Origin of the sequence: Paenibacillus sp. FSL H7-0350 (assembly GCF_038593195.1) — a bacterium.
In the GTDB taxonomy this organism is placed as follows: domain Bacteria; phylum Bacillota; class Bacilli; order Paenibacillales; family Paenibacillaceae; genus Paenibacillus_AQ.
Genome location: NZ_CP151972.1, coordinates 4364806 through 4382887, shown reverse-complemented (window position 1 = coordinate 4382887; position 18082 = coordinate 4364806). Strand labels below are relative to the sequence as shown.

Genomic DNA, 18082 nt, shown 5'->3' with positions numbered 1-18082 from the left:
AATGACTCCTTGACCTATGCGAGGAGTCATTTGTTTTTTGATACCATACCCAGAGGTGAATTACAACATGCTTAGTGACACTATTGCCGCTGTATCGACAGCCTTGGGTGAGGGCGGTATTGCCATCATCCGGGTTAGCGGACCGCAGGCAATTCCCCAAGTAGCCCCCTTGTTCAAAAGCCGCATCCCCCTTACGGAAGCTGAGTCTCATACCGTGCATTATGGACATATCGTGAGTCCGCAGGACGGGGAACAGCTGGAAGAGGTGCTGGTAACCGTCATGAAGGGACCACGCTCTTTTACTACGGAGGATGTGGTGGAGATCAGCGCTCATGGCGGTGTAATCTCTGTAAGAAGAGTAATGGATCTGCTGTTGCAGCAGGACATCCGGCTGGCCGAGCCAGGAGAGTTCACAAAGCGTGCCTTCTTGGGCGGACGGATTGATCTCTCGCAGGCCGAGGCCGTGATAGATCTGATTCGTTCCAAGTCGGACCGGGCCTTCTCGGTTGCCCTCAAGCAGGTTAGCGGCTCATTATCCGCACGTATTCATGAGCTTCGGCACACCCTTATTGAGATGCTGGCCCATATTGAAGTAAATATTGATTACCCCGAGCATGACGTGGAATCCTTAACTGCCGATTTCATCAAGGATAAGAGTCAAGAGGTTATGCAAGGCATAGATAAGCTGCTTCGAACCGCCAATGAAGGAAAGATTCTGCGCGAAGGGATTACGACAGCTATTGTGGGCAGGCCCAATGTTGGGAAGTCCTCACTGCTGAACGCGCTTGCCCGCGACAACAAGGCGATTGTGACCGACATTCCGGGAACAACGCGTGATGTGATAGAAGAGTATGTAACGATTAATAATATCCCTCTGAAGCTGCTGGATACTGCCGGTATCCGTGAGACGATGGATGTGGTGGAAAGAATCGGTGTGGAGCGCTCGAGGGCAGCTTTCAGTGATGCGGATCTGATTCTGCTGGTGCTGAATGCCAATGAGGAGCTTCATGAGGATGAGCTGGCGCTGATGGAACAAATCCACGGTAGACAAGCGCTGGTCATCATGAATAAAATGGACTTACCGTCCCGTCTGGACACGGGGAAGCTGCACTCCTTTTTCGCTGACACGAGTATTGTTCCGATGTCGGTGCTGGAAGAGGAAGGACTCGACACACTGGAAGAGGCGATCTCCGCACTCTTTTTCGGGGGCAAGCTGGAATCGGGCGATCTGACCTATGTAAGCAATGTAAGGCATATAGCCTTGCTTAAGAAGGCACATAAATCTCTACAGGATGCTTATGAAGCAGCGGATATGCTGATTCCTATAGATATGATACAGATTGATGTACGTCTGGCCTGGGAGCAGCTAGGGGAGATTATTGGAGATACGGCAGCTGATTCACTGCTGGACCAGATCTTCTCGCAATTCTGCTTGGGCAAATAAGAAGGAGGAACCGTTATGAATTATGATGGAGGCAGCTATGATGTTATCGTCATCGGCGCCGGTCATGCCGGCTGCGAAGCAGCTCTGGCTGCTGCACGGATGGGCTGCCGCACACTGATGATCACAATTAACCTGGATATGGTGGCCTTCATGCCATGTAATCCTTCGATTGGCGGACCCGCTAAGGGCCATGTGGTGCGTGAAATCGATGCACTGGGCGGAGAAATGGGCCGCAATATAGATAAGACCTTCATTCAGCTGCGAATGCTTAATACAGGCAAGGGACCTGCAGTTCATGCCCTGCGTGCACAAGCAGACAAGTTCCTCTATCAGCACGCGATGAAAGAAACGATGGAGAAGACTGCTAACCTGACACTGCGCCAGGGGATGGTAGAGGAGCTGATCGTGGAGGATGGACGCTGCGCCGGAGTGGTGACGAAGACAGGGACGGTATATCACAGTAAGACCGTTATTCTAACAACAGGGACCTATCTGCGCGGCAAAGTGATTATGGGTGAGCTGACATATGAGAGCGGACCAAATAATCAGCAGCCGTCCGTACGCCTGTCCGAGAATCTACGCGAACTGGGGTTCGATTTGGTCCGCTTCAAGACCGGAACGCCACCGCGTGTCCACAAGGATTCGATTGATTTCTCTAAGACAGAAATCCAGCCGGGCGATGAGAAGCTGAAATTCTTCTCTTTTGAAACCAAATCCTCGGATAATGAGCAGTTGCCTTGCTGGCTGACCTACACCTCTCCGGTTACCCACCAGATTATTAATGACAATCTGCACCGGGCACCGATGTTCACGGGTATTATTGAAGGAACGGGTCCGCGTTATTGCCCTTCCATTGAAGATAAGGTTGTCCGGTTCAGTGATAAATCACAGCATCAGATCTTCCTGGAGCCGGAAGGTAAAAATACATCGGAATACTATGTACAGGGTCTGTCGACAAGCCTTCCTGAGGATGTGCAGCTGGCGGTCCTGCGATCTATTCCCGGTATGGAGAAGGTAGAGATGATGCGCAACGGCTATGCCATTGAATATGATGCCATGGTTCCTACGCAGCTCTGGCCATCTCTGGAAACCAAACGTCTGCCAGGACTATTCACTGCAGGACAAATCAACGGAACCTCTGGTTATGAGGAAGCGGCAGGGCAAGGTGTAATTGCCGGAATCAATGCAGCGCGTAAAGTACAGGAGAAAGAGCCAGTGGTGCTGGACCGTTCGCAGGGCTATATTGGCGTTCTAATCGATGATCTTGTCACTAAGGGAACGAATGAACCTTATCGCCTGCTGACTTCCCGCGCGGAATACAGGCTGCTGCTCCGTCATGATAATGCGGATCTCCGCCTGACACCAATCGGCTATGACATTGGGCTGATTACAGAGCAGCGCTATGAAGCCTTCCTTGATAAGAAAGGCCGGGTCGACCGTGAGATTATCCGTCTGCAGGAGACGAAGGTTAAGCCGATTCAAGTGAATGAAGCTCTAGCCAGTTATGGATCTGCACCAATTGTTGACGGAAGCAACCTGCTGACCTTAATGCGCCGCCCTGAGATCGCCTACAGCTTCGTGGATATCATCTCTCCTTCTCCAGAAGAGCTGGATGAAGAGATGAAGGAGCAGGTGGAGATCCAGATTAAGTATGCCGGCTATATTGAGAAACAGCTCCTGCATGTGGAGAAGCTGCAGAAGATGGAGCAGAAGAAGATCCCTGACGATATCAACTATAATGAGATTCATGGACTGGCGATGGAGGCACGGCAAAAGCTGACCAAAATCGCTCCAATCTCCATTGGGCAGGCTTCGCGTATCGGAGGCGTTACCCCGGCAGATATCTCAATCCTGCTGGTCTATCTGGAGCACTACAACCGTGTAACAGCGGCGAAAGGATAATTTATGGATACAACGGTAGCCGAGTTCACCTCCCTGCTCAAGGAGCATGGGTTGGAACTCTCAATGAAGCAGCTTGAACAATTTGAACTCTATTATCAGGAGCTGATTTCCTGGAATGAGAAGATGAATCTAACCGGAATCACAGAACGGAGCCAGGTATATACTAAGCACTTCTATGATTCTTTATCTTTAGCCTTCTACGTGAATATGCAGGAGACGAAGAGTCTTGCTGATATCGGATCAGGGGCAGGGTTCCCTGGAATTCCGCTAAAAATATGCTTCCCTGATCTCAAGCTGACGATTGTGGATTCACTTAGCAAACGGATCACTTTCTTGCAGCATGTCTGTGATACCCTGGGGTTGAAGGGTGTAAAGCTTATTCACGGCCGGGCAGAGGATGTCGCCAGACAGTTTGTTCACCGGGATGCTTATGATGTAGTCACTGCCCGTGCGGTGGCGCGCTTATCGCTTCTGAATGAATTCTGTCTGCCGTTCACCCGCAAGGACGGCATCTTCGCTGCCATGAAGGGGAGTGATCCGACGGAGGAATTGCAAGAAGCCAAGCGCAGCTTCAAGGAACTGCGTGCTGAACTGCATAAGGTAGAATCCTTCAGTCTGCCAGTGGAAGAATCTTCCCGGCATATTATTCTTGTACGTAAGACTGGGGCCACCCCCTCCAAGTATCCGCGTAAGCCGGGCGTACCTGCGAAATCACCGCTCATCTAATTGTTTCACGTGAAACAACATTTGACAGTCTTCTGTTATACTGGATCAAGCTCATGCGAATGTGAGCTTGATCTTTTTTTGATAGATAAGAATTTATATGTTTGGGGTTGTTTCGTGGAAAGCTGGGTCAATTCGGGTGGGTTTGCAGGAAAAATAGGTCATTATGGAGAATAGGATTATTAGTGGAAAAGTGATAGAATAATATAGTAAGACTTTTAATAGATGTGATCAGAATGAATGCTAGGCCGTCTTTAAGAGAAGTGGCTAAGAATTACTTATGGATACTTTTCTTACGCTGTACGATAAGCTTTTCGCAGGAAAGGTTAAGAAGATCGTACTATAACGAAATTAGGTGGTTATGAACGGAATGAAAGAACAATTCACCAAGCTTTTTGGATTTACTGAGCGGAGCAGCGGAGAAGAAGTCAAACAAATCCCAGTTCATGAGGTCATCAGCAGTCCTTATCAGCCACGGACTATTTTTGATGATGAGAAGATAGAAGAGTTGTGTCAGACTATCAAAACTCATGGAGTAATCCAGCCCATCGTTGTGCGTATGCGTGATTCCCAGTATGAGATTATTGCAGGCGAAAGACGCTGGCGGGCGGTTAAAAAGCTGGGCTTGGACACCATTCCGGCGCTTGTCCGCGAATTCAATGATTCACAGGCTGCGTCCATCGCACTGATAGAGAACTTGCAGCGTGAGGGCTTAACCTCTATTGAAGAGGCGATCGCGTATCAGAAGCTGATTGACTTGCATCAATTGACCCAGGAGAGTCTGGCTCAGCGGCTTGGTAAAAGCCAATCCACCATTGCCAACAAAATCCGCTTGCTGAATTTGCCTGAACAGGTCAAGACGGCATTAATGGAAAGAAAAATCACCGAGCGCCATGCACGCTCACTCTTGTCGCTGGACACGGAGGAGATGCAGCTTAAGGTTCTGGCAGAGATTATTTCAAAGGAATTAAATGTAAAACAAACGGAAGCACGTATCGCCTTCTACAAGGCTGTTACTCAGACCAAAAAATCAAAACGGACCTCCTATACCAAAGATGTTCGTCTCGCTCTTAATACAATTCGGCAATCTATAGACATGGTGACCGGTTCAGGAATGGAGATTAAGACCTCCGAGAATGACCGCGGAGATCATTATGAGATTGTGATCCAAATTCCAAAACGATAAATGGAAACAAAAGCTGAAGGCGGCCCTGAGGTGTTGGCCGCCTTTTCTATGACTAGCTTCGAACGTTATCACATATACACTCTAAGGATAAGTTGTTGTCTAATTGTTATTTATCTACATCTCCGCAAAAGTGATGCCGTAGATCAAGATTATTATGCCGTTAACAACTATGAACTACAAGATGATTCTTTCTAAACAATTCGAGGTGAAATAAGTGTCCAAGATTATTGCCATAGCAAATCAAAAAGGCGGGGTAGGTAAAACAACAACCTCTGTGAACCTGGGTGCCAGCATGGCTACTCTGGGGAAGAGAGTGCTGCTTGTTGATATTGATCCGCAAGGCAACACTACGAGCGGCGTTGGCGTCAACAAAGCGGATGTAGAGAATTGCATTTATGATATTCTTATTAATGAAGTGGATCCACAGGAAACGATTCAGGAGACCCGGATTGAAGGCCTTCATATTATTCCGGCAACCATTCAGCTGGCAGGAGCAGAGATCGAGCTGGTCTCTACGATATCGCGGGAACTGAAGCTGAAGAAGGCGCTGAATGCAGTTAAGGCGAATTATGATTACATCATCATAGATTGTCCTCCATCATTAGGGATTCTTACCATTAACTCTCTAACGGCTGCAGACTCAGTGATTATCCCTATACAATGCGAATATTATGCGCTTGAAGGATTAAGCCAGTTGCTCAATACTGTAAGACTGGTTCAGAAGAATCTTAATCCGCATCTCAAAATAGAGGGAGTATTGCTCACGATGCTGGATGCCCGGACCAACCTGGGAATTCAGGTGATTGAAGAAGTGAAGAAATATTTCCAAGAAAAGGTATACCGAACGATTATTCCGCGTAATGTACGCTTAAGTGAAGCCCCTTCACACGGGCAGTCAATTATTACCTACGACTCCCGTTCCAAGGGAGCGGAAGTATATTTAGAGTTGGCAAAGGAAGTGATCTCTTATGAGTAAGCGCTTAGGGAAAGGCTTGGATGCATTAATACCTTCTCTGTCGATCAACGAAGACGATAAGGTATTAGAGATTCCATTAACGCAGCTCAGAGCCAATCCTTATCAGCCGCGCAAGGATTTCAATGAAGAGGCTATCCAGGAGCTTGCAGAATCCATACGGCAGCATGGAGTGATCCAGCCGATCATTGTTCGCAGTGTGTTGAAAGGGTATGAGATTATTGCCGGGGAACGCAGATTCCGGGCCTCGCAATATTGTGGTAAAGCTACGATTCCGGCAGTGGTCCGCAGCCTCAGCGATCAGCAGGTAATGGAGATTGCCCTTATAGAGAACTTGCAGCGTGAGAATCTTAACGCGATGGAAATAGCAGTTGCTTATCAAGGGCTGATGGATCAATTCTCACTGACACAGGAAGAGCTTTCTCTTAAGGTCGGAAAGTCCAGATCGCATATCGCCAACTTTTTGCGGCTGCTTAGCTTGCCGGAAGAAGTAAAGGATTATGTTTCACGTGGAACAATTTCGATGGGACATGCCCGGGCAATTGTGGCTCTGAAAGATCCAGAGGTCATTAAGCAATTGGCTGCACAATGTGTAGAGCTTCAGTGGAGCGTTAGAGAACTGGAAGAGGTAGTTAAAAATCTCGACCGCAAACCTGCTAACGGGATCAAGGCCAAGGTCGTTAAGCGCGATCCTTATATTGACAATGTAGAGGAAGTATTACGGGAGCGGTTCAAAACAACGGTCAAAATCAAACAAGGCAAGGAAAAAGGGAAAATCGAATTAAACTATTACAGTGCCCAAGACTTGGAAAGATTACTGGAGTTGCTGGGGAACTGATTTGGATATTTGTACCGAAGACATATCCTGAGATATCCTTAATACGGATATGGAGGGGTATGTTTTTTAAATCGAAAAGAAGGAGGGTGGAAGATGGAGAAACTGGTATATCTCGATCACGCAGCCACTTCGTGGCCCAAGCCACCGGAGGTGGCTGCAGCAATGGTGGAGGCCTTGGAGCTGTCAGGGGCTAATGCTGGGCGGGGCAACCACTCACTGGCTATCGGTACGGGGCGGGTATTGGTTCGTGCACGAATGCTGTTGGCAGAGTTGTTTGGTATAGCGAATGCCCAGGATATTGCGTTCACTCATAATACAACTATGGGGCTAAATATGGCTATTAAGGGTACACTTCAACCAGGAGATCATGTCGTGTCAACGATGACGGAGCATAACTCTGTGCGCAGACCCTTGGAGTATTTGCGCCGGAGCATCGGGATTGAAGTCGATTATATACAGGCAGACCGCGAGGGCCAAATCAACCTTCAGGAGCTTCAGCGATCTCTGCGTCCTAACACCCGAATGGTGATCTGCAATCATAGCTCCAATCTGCTGGGGAGTATTCTGCCGATTGGGGATATCGGCGATGTTGTGAAATCGCATGGGGCTGTATTCCTGGTTGATGCAGCTCAGAGTGCAGGGGCGCTTACTATTGACGTGGCGGCCATGAATATTGATCTGCTGGCATTTCCGGGACATAAAGGGCTGCTCGGTCCACAAGGGACCGGGGGGCTGTATATCTCTCCTGGGCTGGATCTGGAGCCGCTGATGCATGGAGGGACTGGCAGCCAGTCGGAGAATAGCGAGCAGCCCAATGTTCGTCCGGACCGTTATGAGGCAGGGACACAGAATGCCGTTGGAATAGCCGGTCTGCTGGCTGGCGTGAAGGCGGTTAAGGCACTGGGAGTGGAACAGATTCATATGCAGGAATGGAAGCTGACACAGCTCTTGATGGAGGGCCTAGCTGCTATTCCGGGCATGCGGGTTTTGGGTCCAGCGCCAGGCGCTCCGCGTAGTGGGATTGTGGCTTTTGTTGTAGAGGGGCAGGAGTCGGCGCATATTGCCCACCGGCTGGACCGCGAATACCAGATTGCCGTACGGGCAGGAATGCACTGTACACCGCTGGCCCATCAAGCAGCGGACACTCTGGATAGCGGAGCGGTAAGGGCGAGCGTGGGAGTAAGCTCCACGGAAGCGGATGTTCAGCGGCTGCTGTTAGCCATGGAGGAAATGTATGGCGTATCACACTCAAGCTAATAAGTGAATAAGGATTCAGGTGGATTATACAGGTCGGTATCGTTGCAGCGTGGGAATTCTTATTTTTGTATAAAGGATGATTCAACATGTCGGAGTTAAATGAAATCATAAACGAGTATTTATCGGCATTCATCATGAGCTTTGCCGGGGTAATCATATTGATGGCCATTCTGATGCTCGTCCAGGGTGCCAAGCTTCGTAAAATGCGCAGCCGGTATGAAGCCATGATGAGCGGGAATGGAATCGAGGATCTGGAGAATCTGCTGGTCAACCTGAAGAATCAGGGGGACATGCTGGAGGAGACTCAGCAGGAGCAGAAGGCGCTGCTTGAAGCGGCACATACCAAAATGCGCGGCATGAAGTCGAAGGTGGCCATGAAGCGCTATAATGCTTTTGGAGAACGAGGTAATGACCTGAGCTTCTCGCTTGCCATTCTGGATGACAACCATAGCGGAATTGTGCTGAGCAGTCTGCACAACCGCGAGAACTCATATATCTATGCAAAGCCGATTGAAAAGGGAGAGTCCCCTTATGCTCTGTCACCGGAGGAGAAGGAAGTTATTGCTCTCGCGTTGCAGCAGATCTAGCATGCAGGTTCCACTGCTTCAAGGCAGAGTACAGGCTGGATGAAATAATATCCGACAAGCGCATGACCAGGCTTAATCTGGTGTTTTGCAATACGAAGTATTCCATGAATCCTCCCACATTAACGATGCCGGTCAAATGGATATCGCCAACAGGGGGAAGCTGCTTGTTGACCCCTGCGCCGGGACGCAGCGGACCTTCAACCACCTGGATGCAGCCAACGCTAGTGGACTGGCCGAGGCAGGCGTCAATGGCGATGATGAACGGGTTGGCATGCTTTTGGTACACAAGGTTAACTGTCTCTTCCAGGTTAATGGCATGTACCGGCTCCTCCAGCGTTCCGTAGAGATGGAACAGCGGACTGTGGAAGCGGGCCAGTGTCGTGCCGACCAGGGGGCCAAGTGAATCGCCGGTCGAGCGGTCTGTGCCCACGCAGATAATGACAATGGGCGTATCTGGACGGGTGCGCGAAAAGTGGAACAGCAGACGGTGGGTAATGGCAGAATAGATATTGGGGTCGGCATGTGATATTTTTAAACAAGATGGTTCTTGTAGTGGTGGAGCTTTGGAAGAGAAATTCATATAATCGTCCTTTCTGAGGCAGCGACTGCAAATCACGGGAAAATCAGCTGAATAAGCGGTCAGGCTGCTGATTATGCAAGGCTTACGTCCGCGGGAGCGTGTTCTGATGATCCTAGTATATGGATGGAAGTGGTTTTTTATACTATGGCGGCAATAGATAGGACCAATAGCCCAGGGGAGGCGTGGAGTGTGGAGGAGGAACTGCTGATAGCGTTTGATTCGACCCAGCAGGCGCTGCGCGCCGAGATGCTGCTTGAATATGCGGAGATTGAAATCGATATCTTCCCTACGCCCAAGGAGATCACTGCCGGCTGTGCGATGTCGATTCAATTCTCCCGGAGTGCACTGGAAGAGGTGCGGGTCATTGTAGCAGAGCAAAGTATAGAGATCCGCGGGATCTATGCCAAAGCTGCTGAGGGAGACGGTTATATAGAGGTAGGGGAAGAAGGAGGGGTTAGATGAATAACTGGCTGCTCGAGACAACAAGCGGAGAAGCCCTCGAGGAAGCTGCGCGCTTCAAGGATAAGGTATGGGACTGGCTAAGCAATGCGGATATGTGGGCCGCGGTGCTGTTTGCCGGGATACGGATTCTGCTAATTTTCATTCTGACCCGGGTGATTATCAAAGTGGTCTCCAATGTGATTGACCGGTCTCTTGAGCGGGAGACGAGGGGGAGGGCATTAGTCAATAACCGGCGCTTCTCTACAGTTGGCGGACTGATGAAGAATGTGGTTACCTTCTTCTGTAACTTCACCATGATTCTGCTGGTTCTGTCGGAGTTCAACTTCGATCTGAAGCCGCTGCTTGCTGGAGCAGGGGTAGTCGGGCTGGCTATAGGGTTCGGCGCACAAAGTTTAGTCAAAGATGTGATTACGGGCTTCTTTATTATTTTTGAGGATCAGTTTGCAGTCGGGGATGTTATCCAGAGCGGGACTTATAAGGGAACGGTAGAGATGATTGGCCTGAGAACGACCAGACTGGTAAGTGCTACGGGCGAGGTACACATCATTCCTAACGGCACGATTGTTAATGTGACGAATTATTCGCTGGCAAATGCACTGGCTGTAGTTGATGTTCCGGTCAAAATCGAACGCGGGCTCGAAGCCACTCTGTCCCTAATCGGCGAGGCGCTTCAGGGCATCGAGGAACGCAGCTCCAGTGTCATTGCCTACCCTAATATTCTGGGAATTCAGTCGATGAGCACCTCTGAGTATGTCATCCGCATAGCGGCGAATTGCCTGCCTAATGCCAGAGATGCCGCCGAACGGCAGATTCAGAATGATATCAAGCATGCTCTGGAGAAGCAGAGTGCCCTGGAGGCCGCTAAGGCCGAGCAAGAGGCGCGTGAGCAGGCGGAGAGGGAGGCTGAGGCGGCTCGTGAGCAGGAACGCGCAGAGGCAGCCCGCAGAGCCCGTGAGGAGCAGGAGGCCAGCCCAAGAAGGCAGATGGCAGCTGCGCAAGAGGCAGAGGAGGGGGAAGAGTAATGGAACGCAAGGTATTCGGGCTGGGTGATATTGTGCAGATGAAGAAGCAGCACCCGTGCGGAACGAACGAGATGGAGATCATCCGTATGGGAATGGATATCCGGATTAAGTGCACCGGATGTCAGCACAGCGTCCTCATTCCCCGCGCCAAATTCGAGAAGAATCTCAAGAAGGTCCTACATTCAGCGGATAGTGGAGCAGTGAATGATTAAGCTGGCGCAGGAAGCGAAGCGTAAATGAATAACGCTTGCAATTGTGAGCTTGGCATGATATGATAATTCTTGCTGCGGAGAGGTACCCAAGAGGCCCAAGGGGGCTGACTCGAAATCAGTTAGGCGTGTCACAGCGTGCGTGGGTTCGAATCCCACCCTCTCCGCCACTTCAGCAATTATATTCTTAAATGATGAGACCTCCGTTCTGATACGGGGGCTTTTTTGTGTCTAAATACTTCATTGTTCAGCCTTATATAGAGAGAACGCAAAAAGAGAGACCTTCGCAGGTCTCTCTTCCAGAGGCAGTACATCAATGACGTTCGGATATCTCTGTCTATAGCTACTACTGCGATAGGGTAATGCCAAAGCTGTTACTCCTTTTTACAGAGCCAGCTTCACTCTCCCCGGGTACGATAGCTGCTGAATTCAGAATCCCTGTGATCGTGTTCGTCTTCGACGTTCAACGGAACCACACCTCTCTTTTGTACTGCCTGGGTATAGTATGTGCAGCATTTAGTGTTTTATACCTGGCTGCTGAAATTAATGGACACGGGCTTTCTCGACCTTTTTCCACTTGCGGTTCTGGTTGGTGGTCTCCGGGAAGGTGTCGCCTTTCTCCATTGTGATCCGCTTCGGATTCTGAATCTCCGTGTGGAAGCTCCGCGCTTCGCCTACTTCGGTGTAAACGCCCGGGTTGGGGGCTTTGTCGCCCTTTTCATACTCAGTCTGTTCGCCCATTGGTGAATAACCTCCTGTTATCGAATGATGAAGCTGTTATATTGTGGCCCTGACGTTGAGGGATTACTCTAGGGTTCTTACGGAATCCGGCAACAGTTTTTTCTTGGGCTCCAGCATCTGGTACGTATTAATAAAACTTGCAATCCTCTGCTGGGTTTGGTATATTGATTTGGTGCGAGTCTATGTTTGTGCTCGTTCCTTGCTCCTGACCTGATCAGGGGCCGCAGACCATAAGGAGGTGAAAATTATGCGCAAATATGAAGTCATGTACATTATTCGTCCTGACATTGAACAAGAAGCCGTTCAAGCAGCAGTCGAAAAATTCCAAGGCATCATCTCCAACGGCGGAGAAATTACAAAGCACGACGTGCAAGGTAAACGCCGTCTTGCGTATGAGATCAAGAAGCATCGTGATGGCGTTTTTGTTTTGGTTAACTTCAGTGCAGAACCTGCAGTAGTTACTGAACTTGAGCGTATCATGAAGATTTCTGACGAAGTAATTCGTTATCTCATTACGAACGACGTTGCCTAAGATATTGACAAGCTTTGTAACGAATCGCGCTATTAAGGAGGGGACCTAATTGTTGAACCGTATCATTCTGATCGGTCGGTTGACCCGTGACCCGGAACTTCGTTATACTCCTGCTGGTGTTGCCGTAACACAGTTTACGCTTGCCGTAGACCGTAACTTTACGGGCCAGAACGGTGAACGCGAAGCGGACTTTATCCCGGTAGTAACCTGGAGACAGCTGGCTGAGACCTGTGCCAATTACTTGCGCAAAGGAAGACTGGCAGCCGTGGAAGGACGCATCCAAGTACGGAATTACGAGAATAACGAAGGCAAACGTGTATACGTTACTGAAGTTATTGCCGATAATGTCCGTTTCCTGGAATCCGCGCAGAGCCGTGAAGGCGGAAATGCATCAAGTGGTGGAAGTATGCCTGAAGAGCCAGCCTTCGGTGGCGGCGGTAACGGCGGGAACAGTGCTCGCGGAAATGGAAGTAACAATAATTTTTCGCGTAACAACAATACCCAAGATCCTTTTTCGGGCGATGGAAAACCGATCGATATATCGGACGATGATTTGCCATTTTAATAAGGAAGGACTGAACTGAACATGGCTTTCAAACCAAGAGAAGGTGCGGACAACGACAAAAGACCGGCACGTCGTGGTGGACGCAACAAGCGTAAAAAAGTGTGCTATTTCACTGTGAACAAGATTACTCACATTGATTATAAAGACACTGAGCTTCTTAAGAAGTTCATCAGCGAACGCGGAAAGATTTTGCCGCGTCGTGTAACTGGTACAAGTGCAAAATACCAACGCGCTCTGACTATTGCTGTAAAGCGCTCGCGTCAAATCGCGCTGCTGCCTTACACAACAGAATAGGACGTTTTATGAAGCAGCCGGCTATGCCGGCTGCTTTTTTTCTTTTAAATAGAATTTATAGGACGATAAAAACGGGATTACCTGGGTGATGAACTGCTTCACCTATAATTGACAAATGGATTCCAGATGTAGTAAATTACAGGTATCCTATAACTAAAGGGGAAATATTGATGTTGGTGAGCGTTCTTAACTAAGCAATTTCATATCGTTCCGGCTGAAGCCGCCGCATGCTCTGATTTTGCCAGGGGCATGTCTTGTTAGAGTCTGTCCTGGCGACATCTCTGACTGATTAGACCGCGGGCTGCTGGAATGAATGATTTAGTTAAGAACACACGCGAAGCGTCATGATGGCCTCTTGATCCGGCTATTGTTCTCTTTGTGATTAACCGTGCTCTTGCAGCACGGTTTTTTCTGTTTTCAGGTGTCCTCCCGAAAGGGGCGGGACTCTGAGGCAAAGAGAAGAAGTAGCAGCAAAAAGAGGGCGAAGACTGCCGTGGTGGCGGTTCTTTGCCCTCTTTTTGCGTTATGCGCAGTTGATTAGGATAAGAAATATACTTGTATACAAGGAGGAACTTAGATTGAATCTGCAGAGTCTGCACACATTGGAATATGAGACAATTAAGCAGGAATTGATGCGTCATGCGGTATCTTATGAGGGAAGAAGGTATGTCAGAGAGCTTCAGCCGATGATCTATCTGCCAGCGATACACAGGGCGCTTGAAGAGGCGCAAGAAGCGAAGGAGCTGCTGGAGCGCGGAGCAAGTGTGCCGATTCCCTCGCTGGAGGGCATTGAATGGGTGCTGTCACTGCTCGGGACCGGCTATATGTACAATGAGCAGGATTTCACCGCAGTCTTGCTGTTTCTGAACAGCTGCGGGCAGCTCAGGAAGTATATGGCCGCCAAGGAGCAGATAGCTCCGCGTATCGCCGCATACGGGGCATCGCTTCAGGAGCTGAATGGGGTCCGGGACGAGATAGAACGGTGTATCCGGCTGGGCGTCATCGATGACCAGGCCAGCAAAGGGCTGGAACGGGTCCGCAAAAGGCTGGCGGTTGCCAAGGAGCGTCTGCACCGGAAGCTGGACAGTATCATGAACCGCCACAAGTCCATTTTGCAGGAAAGTCTGGTCAGTATGCGCGGCGGGCGGTATGTCATCCCGGTGAAACGGGAGTATCACAAGCAAATTAAGGGCTCGGTGCTGGACCAGTCTACCAGCGGGCTGACGGTATTCGTGGAGCCGGATGAGGTGGCCTCATTACAGGGAGAGATTGAGCTGCTGACTGCTGACGAGGCCCGTGAGGAAGGAATAATCCTGAGTATGCTGACAGGGCTGTTAGAGCAGGAGCAGGCCGCTATCCGGCTGAATATTGAGGTAACTGGTATGTATGACTTTATTTTCGCCAAAGGGAAGGTTGCCCGGGTAATGGATGCGGGGCCAGTTGCGCTGAACGAACGCGGTTATGTGAGGATGAATGGAGGCCGGCACCCGCTGATGAAGGATATGGTGCCGGTCAGTCTGGAGTTGGGCCAGGGATATAAATCGCTGATCGTAACCGGGCCGAATACTGGTGGTAAGACGGTTGTGCTCAAAACCCTGGGTCTGCTCGTATTAATGGCACAGTCCGGCCTGCTGGTACCGGTTGATCCCGGCAGTGACTTCGCTGTCTTCACCAATGTAATAAGCGTTATCGGAGACGGACAAAGCCTCACACAGTCCCTAAGCACCTTCTCGGCACAGATGAAGAGTATTGAAGGAATGCTCTATGATGCTGGCAGAGGCGTGCTGCTGCTGATTGATGAGCTGGCTGCCGGTACAGACCCGGGTGAAGGGTTCGCGCTGTCCATCGCGATTCTGGAGGAGCTGAACCGAAAGGGGGCTAATATCGTGGTAACGACTCACTTCAATGAGCTGAAGGCCTTCGCGGCGGCAACGGCAGGCTTCGAGAATGCGCGCATGGAGTTTGACAAGAATACTCTGCAGCCGCTGTATAAGCTAACGATTGGTGAAGCTGGCGAGAGCTACGCGCTGCAGATCGCCGAGAAGCTGGGTATTATCCATTCCGTCATCGAGCGGGCGAAACAGCTTGTGACAGAGCAGCAGGGACACAGAGGCAGCCTCAACCCGTGGAAGGACGCTATCAGAGCTGCACAGAGGGCTAAAGCAGCTGAAGCTGAGATACCCGCAAGAGCGGGTAGAACGGCTGACGGAGAAGACAGTGCATCACAGGAGACGAATGCTCCGGTACCTGAATTTGCGGTAGGGGATGCTGTCTATGTCAGCTCTCTGGGGCGCACTGGAATTGTCTATGAGAAGAAGGACAGCCGGGGTAGGGTCGGAGTGATGATTCAGAAGCAGAAGATGAGCATTAACCATAAGCGGTTGAAGCCTTATCTGTCCAAGGAGGAGCTGTATCCCGAGGATTATGATTTTGATATTATTTTTGAGAGCAAGGAGACCCGGAAGAAGCGTAAGCTGATGCGGAAAAAGCATGTGGAGGGCCTGAGCATCATCCATCCGGGAGAGGAAAATTAAGGCGCTGCTGTGACTGAAGTCTGCCCGTCAGGGCAGGCTTTTTTTAGTATCGGAAGGGTTCTTGGCTGCCCCGGAATAAATTAAAGACTTCACATTACAGCGAATATTGTATATCCTCTATAATGTGGAATAATTAATTGTCCATAATCTGCATAATAGGCATTACAGTAAAATCTAGTGAAGAAACCGCTTACATTACTGTGTGATCCAACCCGGGAGGGAAGAAATATATGTCAAACCGACTCATCGGCAGACTGATGCTACCGCTTGCGCTCTTGGTGGCATTGTCGGCATGCAATGGGCCAAGCCCGGCCGTCAAGAATGTTGTGGCGCGCTTTAGCGAAACAGCCGATGAACCCATTACAGGCGGGACTGTGACCTTTGGCTACCCGTCCTCTTTTCAAGGTATCTTTGAACCGGCATTCTTCGAAGGAGAAGATGATTCCAATGTGCTGGAGTTCACCACTGAGGCTATGTTCACCGTGAAGGATGATTTGTCCACGGCTCCTAATATCGCCAGCTGGCAGGAGTCCGAGGATCATACGGTGTTCACATTTACCATTAAACCAGGGGTCCGCTGGCATAATGGGGATGAGCTGACGGTGGAGGATTGGAAATTTGCCCTGGAAACTATCGCCAGCCCGGAGTATACGGGTTCCCGATACTATAGCGTTGAGATGATCAAGGGAGCAGAAGCGTACCACCAGGGCCAGGCGAAGGAAATTACAGGGCTTAAAGTGATGGACCCGTATACGCTGCGCATTACAATGAATTCAGCACGGGTGAACGTGATTGATAGTCTGTGGGCCTACCCCATGAACAAGCGGTATTTCGAGGGAGTGGCCGTTAAGGACATGATGGACAGCGATCAGGTGCGCAAGCAGCCAATTGGCACGGGTCCGTTCATGGTAAGCAGCATTATACCGGGCCAGACGGTGGAAATGAAACGGTTCGATAATTATTACAAGGGCGCAGCGCTTCTGGATGGGATTACTTATAAGGCAATCGACAGCAAGGATATCACCGCTCTGCTGGAAGCAGGAACTGTCGATATGGCGGCTTTACCGCGTGATGCCTATGAGGCTGCAGGGCAATTGGATAATGTAGAGATTAGGGTCACACCGGGAATGTCGTTTGAATATATCGGGTTCAAATTTGGACACTGGGATGAGACAGACGGTCAGGTGGTGATGGATAATCCCAAGTTCCAGGATAAGAGCCTGCGTAAGGCAATGTATTATGCAATTGACCGGCAAGGGATTCTAAATAAATATTCCTATGGCTTGGGAACGCTTATCGAGACGCCTATTCCAAGTTCCAGCTGGGCCAAGATCGCAGATGAGGAGATCGATACCTACCCTTATTCTCCCGAAAAGGCCGGTCAGCTTCTGGATGGGGCCGGGTATCTGGATATGGACGGGGATGGACTCCGCGAAGATCCCGGCGGCAAGAAGCTCGTTATTCACTATGATGCGATGAGCGGCAGCAAAACGGCTGAGGCGCGGACGGCAGCCATTCTTCAGAATTGGCGTGATGTCGGGCTGGATGCGCGGCTCAGCGGAGGAAGCCTGAAGGAGCTGAATGCCTTTTATGAAGCGGTGGAGTCGGATGATCCGGCAGTGGAGCTGTTCAACGGCGTGTGGGGACTGGCCAGCGACCCTGATCCTTCGGGCTTATGGCGGGCTACGGATTCGTGGAATTACTCCCGGTGGACCTCGAAGCGCAGTGAGGACCTGATCCGGGAAGGAGTCAGCCTGAAGGCGTACGATAAGGACTTCCGGAAGGAAATCTATTATGAATGGCAGAAGCTGATCAATGATGAGGTTCCGATGATCTTTTTCGCTGAACGCTCGGATATTACTGCGGTGAATAAGCGCCTGCAAGGGGTAACAATGAATGCTTTAAGCAATATCATCGATCCGCAGAGCTGGTGGATTAAGGATACTGAATAAACTGTGGAGGACGGTCTGGATTGCTGCGTTAAGTGGCTGAACAGACTGTCTTTTTTTTATTTTTTTCCCTGAAAAAGAATCAAAACGCCATTTGCTGCGTCATATACTTTATGGAATATAAGCGGCCTAAGTGTCAAAGTTGTCGTTATTTGTTGTTTCTTTTTAGTGGTGAAGTGATTACAATAGAAATATTGTTTATGTGTCAAAGCCGTTTCCCAGGTTTATTCTACAATTAGAACGACCCGAATCCCGGAAAGGGGGGAATAATACCATCTGAAGCA

Annotated in this window: 18 protein-coding genes and 1 tRNA gene; 17 read left to right on the top strand and 2 right to left on the bottom strand. The window is 49.8% G+C overall.

Going from position 1 to position 18082, the window contains the following annotated elements:
• The first annotated feature begins 67 nt into the window (after positions 1-67).
• From mnmE to NYE24_RS20040, 8 genes are all read left to right on the top strand, one after another.
• A complete protein-coding gene (gene mnmE, locus NYE24_RS20075; RefSeq protein WP_036699873.1) occupies positions 68-1444 on the top strand; it encodes a tRNA uridine-5-carboxymethylaminomethyl(34) synthesis GTPase MnmE in 1377 nt (458 codons plus the stop codon).
• Between the two features lie 15 nt (positions 1445-1459).
• A complete protein-coding gene (mnmG, locus tag NYE24_RS20070) occupies positions 1460-3346 on the top strand; it encodes a tRNA uridine-5-carboxymethylaminomethyl(34) synthesis enzyme MnmG (RefSeq protein WP_342476519.1) in 1887 nt (628 codons plus the stop codon).
• A gap of 3 nt (positions 3347-3349) precedes the next feature.
• Complete coding sequence (gene rsmG, locus NYE24_RS20065; RefSeq protein WP_036699870.1) at positions 3350-4072, top strand: 16S rRNA (guanine(527)-N(7))-methyltransferase RsmG; 723 nt, start codon at positions 3350-3352, stop codon at positions 4070-4072.
• A 367-nt stretch (positions 4073-4439) separates the two neighbouring features.
• The gene (gene noc, locus NYE24_RS20060) at positions 4440-5255 is read left to right on the top strand and encodes a nucleoid occlusion protein (protein WP_036699868.1); all 816 of its coding nucleotides are present in this window, start codon (positions 4440-4442) and stop codon (positions 5253-5255) included.
• Positions 5256-5469: 214 nt separating this feature from the next.
• Positions 5470-6231 (top strand): AAA family ATPase, encoded by a 762-nt coding sequence (locus tag NYE24_RS20055; RefSeq protein ID WP_076161401.1) that lies wholly within the window; start codon positions 5470-5472, stop codon positions 6229-6231.
• Positions 6224-7066, top strand: a complete 843-nt coding sequence (locus tag NYE24_RS20050; RefSeq protein WP_036699863.1) for a ParB/RepB/Spo0J family partition protein — start codon at positions 6224-6226, stop codon at positions 7064-7066. The genes NYE24_RS20055 and NYE24_RS20050 overlap by 8 nt, the downstream gene beginning before the upstream one ends.
• Positions 7067-7159: 93 nt before the next feature.
• A complete protein-coding gene (locus NYE24_RS20045) occupies positions 7160-8323 on the top strand; it encodes an aminotransferase class V-fold PLP-dependent enzyme (RefSeq protein ID WP_036699860.1) in 1164 nt (387 codons plus the stop codon).
• A gap of 86 nt (positions 8324-8409) precedes the next feature.
• A complete protein-coding gene (locus tag NYE24_RS20040) occupies positions 8410-8910 on the top strand; it encodes a DUF4446 family protein (protein ID WP_036699858.1) in 501 nt (166 codons plus the stop codon).
• Here NYE24_RS20040 and yyaC read toward each other — a convergent pair.
• Positions 8882-9490 (bottom strand): spore protease YyaC, encoded by a 609-nt coding sequence (yyaC, locus tag NYE24_RS20035; protein WP_036699855.1) that lies wholly within the window; start codon positions 9488-9490, stop codon positions 8882-8884. The two genes, NYE24_RS20040 and yyaC, sit on opposite strands and share 29 nt — an antisense overlap.
• A gap of 189 nt (positions 9491-9679) precedes the next feature.
• Here yyaC and NYE24_RS20030 point away from each other — a divergent pair, with 189 nt between their 5' ends.
• From NYE24_RS20030 to NYE24_RS20015, 4 genes are all read left to right on the top strand, one after another.
• Positions 9680-9952 carry a DUF3343 domain-containing protein gene (locus NYE24_RS20030; RefSeq protein WP_036699852.1) on the top strand — a complete coding sequence of 91 codons (273 nt, stop codon included), beginning with the start codon at positions 9680-9682 and terminating at the stop codon, positions 9950-9952.
• Entirely contained in the window at positions 9949-10974 is a 1026-nt protein-coding gene (locus tag NYE24_RS20025; protein WP_342476518.1) for a mechanosensitive ion channel domain-containing protein, read from the top strand. Before NYE24_RS20030 ends, NYE24_RS20025 begins: the two co-directional genes overlap by 4 nt.
• The gene (locus NYE24_RS20020) at positions 10974-11186 is read left to right on the top strand and encodes a DUF951 domain-containing protein (protein ID WP_036699847.1); all 213 of its coding nucleotides are present in this window, start codon (positions 10974-10976) and stop codon (positions 11184-11186) included. The genes NYE24_RS20025 and NYE24_RS20020 overlap by 1 nt, the downstream gene beginning before the upstream one ends.
• 76 nt (positions 11187-11262) lie before the next feature.
• A tRNA-Ser gene (locus NYE24_RS20015) sits at positions 11263-11353 on the top strand.
• Positions 11354-11726: 373 nt separating this feature from the next.
• Here the strand turns inward: NYE24_RS20015 and NYE24_RS20010 are convergent.
• Positions 11727-11924 (bottom strand): YjzC family protein, encoded by a 198-nt coding sequence (locus NYE24_RS20010; RefSeq protein ID WP_036699845.1) that lies wholly within the window; start codon positions 11922-11924, stop codon positions 11727-11729.
• Positions 11925-12171: 247 nt separating this feature from the next.
• Here NYE24_RS20010 and rpsF point away from each other — a divergent pair, with 247 nt between their 5' ends.
• The 5 genes from rpsF (at position 12172) to opp4A (ending at position 17801) form a co-directional block, all read left to right on the top strand.
• Positions 12172-12456, top strand: a complete 285-nt coding sequence (rpsF, locus tag NYE24_RS20005) for a 30S ribosomal protein S6 (protein ID WP_036699842.1) — start codon at positions 12172-12174, stop codon at positions 12454-12456.
• A 49-nt stretch (positions 12457-12505) separates the two neighbouring features.
• Positions 12506-13021: a single-stranded DNA-binding protein gene (gene ssb / locus NYE24_RS20000; RefSeq protein ID WP_036699840.1), complete on the top strand. Its 516-nt coding sequence runs from the start codon at positions 12506-12508 to the stop codon at positions 13019-13021.
• 21 nt (positions 13022-13042) lie between these two features.
• Entirely contained in the window at positions 13043-13315 is a 273-nt protein-coding gene (gene rpsR, locus NYE24_RS19995; protein ID WP_036699837.1) for a 30S ribosomal protein S18, read from the top strand.
• A gap of 578 nt (positions 13316-13893) precedes the next feature.
• On the top strand, positions 13894-15849 hold the full coding sequence (locus NYE24_RS19990; protein ID WP_342476517.1) for a DNA mismatch repair protein MutS: 1956 nt from the start codon (positions 13894-13896) through the stop codon (positions 15847-15849).
• Between the two features lie 230 nt (positions 15850-16079).
• Positions 16080-17801, top strand: coding sequence for an oligopeptide ABC transporter substrate-binding protein (gene opp4A / locus NYE24_RS19985; RefSeq protein ID WP_342476516.1), 1722 nt, complete (start codon positions 16080-16082; stop codon positions 17799-17801).
• The last annotated feature ends 281 nt before the right edge of the window (positions 17802-18082 follow it).